The following is a 5,318-nucleotide window of genomic DNA, read 5'->3' as shown; positions in this document are numbered from 1 at the left end:
CGGGACGGGCGGGTCAGCGACGCCCGGCCGGCACCGGGGCGTCGCGGCGGGCGGCGGCCTCGACGCGCTCGCGGCGCGCGTGGCGGGCGTGCTGCAGAACGCTCACCGTCACGATGATCGCGAGCAGGGCGTACAGCACGACGGTCAGCGGCGACGAGACGAAGATCGTCGGGTCGCCCTCCGACACGGCGAGGGCGCGGCGCATCTGGGTCTCGGCCATGGGTCCGAGGATCGCGGCGATCAGCACGGGCGCGAGCGGGATCGAGAAGCGCCGCATGACGAAGCCGACGACGCCGATCGCGAGGGCGAGCCACAGGTCGACCACACGCGAGGCGATCGCGTAGACGCCGAGCATCGCGACGACCGTGATGCCCGCGTAGAGGTAGTGGCGCGGGATGAGCAGCAGCTTCGCCCAGACGGCCGCGAACGGCAGGTTGATGATCAGCAGGATGATGAGGCCGAGGAAGAGGCTCGCGAGCAGCGGCCACACGAGGTCGCCCGAGCGTTCGAACAGCAGCGGGCCCGGCTGCATCCCGTACTGCTGGAACGCGGCGATCATCATCGCGGCCGTCGCCGAGGTCGGCAAGCCGAGACCCAGCAGCGCGCCCATCGCCGAGCCGGCCGTCGCGTTGCCCGCGGCCTCGGGGGCGGCAACGCCCTGGATCGCACCGCGGGTGCCGAAATCGGTGTCACCGCGCCGGCGGGCGAGCCGCTTCTCGGTGCCGTACGCGAGGAACGTGGGCACCTCGGATCCGCCGACCGGGATCGCACCGAACGGCACGCCGAACGCCGTGCCGCGGAGGAAGGCGGGCAGAGCCTGGCGCCACTCGCGGCGCGACAGCAGCGGCGAACCGCTCGGGGCGACCAGCTTGCCCGGTCCGCCCGCGCGGCGGATGTGGCCGGCGACGTGCAGCACCTCGCCGATCGCGAGCAGGCCGACGGTGATCACGATGATCGAGATGCCGTCGAAGAACACGGGGTTTCCGCCGGTGAAGCGCTCGGCACCCGTCATCGCGTCGATGCCGACGAGGGCGAGGGCGAAGCCAAGACCGAGGGCGACCAGGCCGCGCACGATCGAATCGGCGACGACGGCCGAGATCGCGACGAACGCGAACACGGCGAGCGCGAAGTACTCCGCGGGGCCGAACACCTTCGCGAGCTCGACGATGTAGGGCGCGAAGAACACCACCAGGACACAGGCGATGGTGCCGCCGAGGAACGCGCCGATCGCCGAGGTGCCGAGCGCCTTGGCCGCCCTGCCGTCCTTCGCCATGCGGTGGCCCTCAAACGTCGTCGCGATCGCGGACGAGTTGCCGGGGGTGTTGAGCAGGATGCCGGCGGTCGAATCGCCGAACAGACCACCGAAGTAGATCGAGGCGAACATGATGAACGCGCCGGTGGGGTCGAGGCTGAAGGTGACGGGCAGCAGCAGCGCGACGGCCATCGCCGAGCCGAGTCCGGGGAGCACGCCCACGGCGGTGCCGAGGATGGCCCCGATGACGAGGAAGAGCAGGTTCTGCGGCGTGAAGGCGACCGCGAACCCGTCGGCGAGGTTGATCAGCTGATCCACGGCGAGAGTCCTTCCAGGATGCCGGCGGGAAGCGACAGGCCCAGACCCGCGCCGAACGCGAGCTGGACGAGGGATGACACGATCACCGAGACCCCGATGTCGAGCAGGGGACGGCGACTGCCGAAGGCCCACGAAATGGCCCAGAAGAGCGCGGCGGCCGAGAGGATCCAGCCGAGCACCGGCAGCACGACGATGAAGCCGGCGAGAGCGGCGACCGTCACGCCCAGAGTGCGCCAGTCGACGGCGGCCGGCTTCGCGGTCGACGCCACGTCCTCGGGCGAGACGACCCGCAGCTCGCCCGTGGCGTCGATCGCGCCGAGGTCTTCGAGCATCTCGTTCGAGATCTCGACCGGGTCGTCGGCGACGTGCGAGCGGCGGGTCGCGCGCAGCACCTCGACCAGCAGACCGATCCCGGCGAGCCAGAGGAAACCGCTGACCAGCATCGGGAAGAACTGCGGCCCGGGGAAGGCGACGTCGGCGGGCACCTGCATGGTGGCGGTGCCGTAGGTCATGAACCCGGCGAGCACGAGAACCCCGGCGACGACCACCAGCTCGCTGCGGCCGGTGTACCAGCGGGGCGTGCGCTGCACGCGCAACGAACCCGTGGTGAGGGTGGACGGTTCGGTCACAGACCCAGCTCCTTCATGATCGCGGTGGTGCGTTCGGTCTCGTCCGACAAGTACGCGGCGAACTCGTCTCCGGCGAGGAAACTGTCGACCCAGCTGTTGCGGGTGAGCACTTCCTTCCACGCATCGGTTTCCCGCATCTCGGATGCCATGGCCACGAGCTCCGCGTGCACCTCGTCGTCGATGCCGGGCGGCGCCACGAGCCCGCGCCAGTTCGACATCGCGACGTCGACGCCCTGCTCGCGGAAGGTCGGCACATCGACGTCGTCGAGCGGTTCCTCGGCCGACAGCGCGAGGGCCCGGAGGTTGCCCGACTCGATCTGGTCGCGGAAGTCGTTGTATCCGGAGAGTCCTGCCTGCGTCGTGTGCGACAGCAGAGAAGTGACGACCTCGCCGCCGCCGGGGTAGGCGAGGTAGTTCACGCGCTGCGGGTCGATGCCGCCCTGCTGGGCGAGCATGCCGGCGAGGAGGTGGTCGATGCCGCCGAGCGATCCGCCCGCGATCGCGGTGCCCTCGGGGTCGGCGAGGAACGCCTGCATGAAGTCGTCGAGGGTCTGGAAGGGCGAGTCGCCGGGCACGACGAGCACGTTGAAGTCGTCGGCGAGACGCACGATGGGCCGCACGTCCTCGAGGCTCACGGGCGACCGGTTGACGATGACCCCACCCACCATCACGCCTCCGGTGACGAGCATGATGTCGTGCCTGTCGCCCATCTCGGCGACGGCACCGAGGCCGATCGTGCCGGCGGCTCCGGGGATGTTCATCACCTGCACGGCTCCGGCGATGCCCTCTTCGCGCATGACCTGCTGTGCTTCGCGACCGAACGTGTCCCATCCTCCGCCGGGGGCGGCGGGAGCCACGATGGTGAGCTTCGTCCGGGGGTTGGCGACTCCGCCGGTCGCGGCGGCGCTGAGACCCGCCGTCACGAACAGTGCCGCGGCGACCACACCCACCACGACCCCCGTCACGCGGCGGCGTCGAGGTGAGCGCGCGGGGTGCTGCGCCTCTGCTGGCGTCGGATGCTGCATCAAGCCCTCCCGGGACATCGTCGTTGCCGGATGAGAAGCTAGGTTGTCAGCGCCTCTCCCCCGGTGGCGCGTTCGAAGGGCTTTGCGCTCTTTGATGCTCACGACGATCCGGTCCCGAAGCGACCGCACGAGGAGGTGCCGATGCCGATCACCCGATCCGATCGCGCGCCCGTGCGCGTGCGCCTCGCCGTGCTGCTCGCCCTGCAGTGCACCGTCGTCCTGGTCTGCGTGCTCGCGACGACCCTGGTCGCCATGTCGGTTCAGGAGCGCAGCATCCGCGCCGCGACGGAAGAACGCGTGCTCGACGTCGCGACGAGCCTCGTCGAGCTCGACCAGGTGCAGCGTGCGGTGCTGCTCGACACCGCCGCAGCCACCGCCGACCTCCAGCCGCTCGCCGACGTCGTCGCCGCGGCATCCGGGGTCGACTATGTCGTGGTCACCGATGTCCGCGGCATCCGGCTCACCCACCCGAATCCCGCCGAACGCGGACGGACGGTGTCGACGGATGCCACCGCGGTGCTGGCCGGAGAGACGTTCATCGGCACCGAGACAGGGACCATCGGGCCGAGCCTGCGGGCAAAGGTGCCGGTGCGTGCGGCCGACGCCGTGGTGGGCACCGCTTCGGTCGGGGTGCTGGAGTCGGAGATCTCGCGCAGCTTCGACGAAGCGGTCGGGGGGATGCTGCCCTGGGTGGCCGGCTCGATCGTGCTCGGCGTCGTGCTCAGCGGGCTGCTCACCGCGGCGCTCCGCCGACGCGTGCGACGCCTCGAAGCCGACGCCCGCGAGCTCGAGACGCAGCGGCGCATCTCCGGCGCTCTCCGCGACCAGACGCACGAATTCCACACGCGGCTGCACGTGATCCGCGGACTCGTCGCCGAGGGCGAGACCGGCGAAGCGCTGACCTATATCGGAGGGCTCGCGCCCGTGGCATCCGGTCTCCCGATCGACGACCCGGCGCTGCGCGCCCTGCTGGACGGCCTGGTCTCGGAGTTCCCGGGACTGCGGGTGGACCCCGCGAGCCTCGTCCCGCGCGGAAGCGTCGACGACGAAGTGCTGACGGTGCTGGGGAACCTCGTCCGCAACGCCGCGGAGGCGGCGGGGCCCGGCGGACGGATCGACGTGCTCGTGCTCGCGGGCGACGAGCGGCTGACGATCGACGTCGCCGACGACGGGCCGGGCGTCGCGCCGGGAGACGTGGCTCGGATCTTCGATCGCGGGGTCAGCTCCAAGGCCGCCGCGGGACGGGGTGTGGGTCTCGACCTCGTGCGTCGCATCGCGGGGGCGCGCGGAGGCTCGGTCACGGTCGGCCGGTCGGCGTCGGGTGGGGCGCGCTTCACGGTGGAGCTGCCGCACGCGGGGATGCGGGGATGAGTCCGGATGCCGTGATCCGCACGATCATCGTCGACGACGACCCCGCGGTGGTGCGGTTGCACACCGCGTATCTCGAGGCACTGCCCGGGTTCCGCCTCGTGGGGACCGCGCGGACGGGTGCCGCGGGAGCGGCCCTCGCCGCGGGGAGCGACGTGGATCTCGTGCTGCTCGATATGAACCTCCCCGATTTCAGCGGCGTCGAAGTGCTGCACCGCCTGCGGCTCGTGCGGGAGTGGGACGTCGACGTGCTCGTGATCAGCTCCGCGCGCGACACCCTGACGATACGCCAGGCCGCGGCCGCGCACGTCGTCGGCTACCTCGCCAAACCCTTCACCCGCGAGGCCTTCGTGAACCGGCTCGAAGAGTACCGCCGCGGGCGAGCCGAACGCCCGGCCGAGGTGCCCGTCAGCATGGGCCAGGGCGACATCGACCGGCTGGTCTCCCCGGTGACCTCTCCGGTGCGCACGGTCGTGGCATCCGAAGCCCTTCTCCCCAAGGGACTCGCGGAGTCGACCATGCACACCATCCGGGCAGCTCTCCACCCGGTGACACCGGCGAGCGCGCGTGACATCGCCGCCGCGTCGGGTGCCTCTCGCGCGACGGTGCGGCGATACCTCGACGTGCTCGTGGCCCGCGGCGAGGTCGACATCTCGCACCGCTTCGGCGCGCGCGGACGCCCCGAGGTGCTGTACCGCCTGGCCGCGCGCTGACCCGCGGCGACGG

At 71.3% G+C, this 5,318-nt stretch carries 5 protein-coding genes; 2 read left to right on the top strand and 3 right to left on the bottom strand.

From position 1 onward, the window contains the following. Positions 1 to 13 precede the first annotated feature (13 nt). Genes P2P98_RS05230 through P2P98_RS05220 form a run of 3 tightly spaced genes read right to left on the bottom strand, consistent with a single transcriptional unit; the run spans position 14 to position 3,224 of the window. Positions 14 to 1,570, bottom strand: a complete 1,557-nt coding sequence (locus tag P2P98_RS05230) for a tripartite tricarboxylate transporter permease (RefSeq protein WP_275797855.1) — start codon at positions 1,568 to 1,570, stop codon at positions 14 to 16. Beyond that, positions 1,558 to 2,199, bottom strand: coding sequence for a tripartite tricarboxylate transporter TctB family protein (locus tag P2P98_RS05225; RefSeq protein ID WP_275797854.1), 642 nt, complete (start codon positions 2,197 to 2,199; stop codon positions 1,558 to 1,560). The genes P2P98_RS05230 and P2P98_RS05225 overlap by 13 nt, the downstream gene beginning before the upstream one ends. Further along, the gene (locus P2P98_RS05220; protein WP_275797852.1) at positions 2,196 to 3,224 is read right to left on the bottom strand and encodes a tripartite tricarboxylate transporter substrate-binding protein; all 1,029 of its coding nucleotides are present in this window, start codon (positions 3,222 to 3,224) and stop codon (positions 2,196 to 2,198) included. Before P2P98_RS05220 ends, P2P98_RS05225 begins: the two co-directional genes overlap by 4 nt. A gap of 141 nt (positions 3,225 to 3,365) precedes the next feature. Between P2P98_RS05220 and P2P98_RS05215 the strand changes: the two genes are divergently transcribed. Then, a complete protein-coding gene (locus P2P98_RS05215) occupies positions 3,366 to 4,595 on the top strand; it encodes an ATP-binding protein (RefSeq protein ID WP_275797850.1) in 1,230 nt (409 codons plus the stop codon). Then, positions 4,592 to 5,305 carry a response regulator gene (locus P2P98_RS05210; RefSeq protein WP_275797848.1) on the top strand — a complete coding sequence of 238 codons (714 nt, stop codon included), beginning with the start codon at positions 4,592 to 4,594 and terminating at the stop codon, positions 5,303 to 5,305. The genes P2P98_RS05215 and P2P98_RS05210 overlap by 4 nt, the downstream gene beginning before the upstream one ends. The last annotated feature ends 13 nt before the right edge of the window (positions 5,306 to 5,318 follow it).

It is taken from the genome of Microbacterium sp. Kw_RZR3 (genome assembly GCF_029222405.1).
Classification (GTDB): Bacteria; Actinomycetota; Actinomycetes; order Actinomycetales; family Microbacteriaceae; genus Microbacterium.
This window is presented reverse-complemented; position numbering and strand designations above follow the sequence as displayed.

Coding starts and splice junctions, on each gene's coding strand:
- P2P98_RS05220 (WP_275797852.1), bottom strand. CDS start 3,224: ATGCAGCATCCGACGCCAGCAGAGGCGCAGCACCCCGCGCGCTCACCT.
- P2P98_RS05215 (WP_275797850.1), top strand. CDS start 3,366: ATGCCGATCACCCGATCCGATCGCGCGCCCGTGCGCGTGCGCCTCGCC.
- P2P98_RS05210 (WP_275797848.1), top strand. CDS start 4,592: ATGAGTCCGGATGCCGTGATCCGCACGATCATCGTCGACGACGACCCC.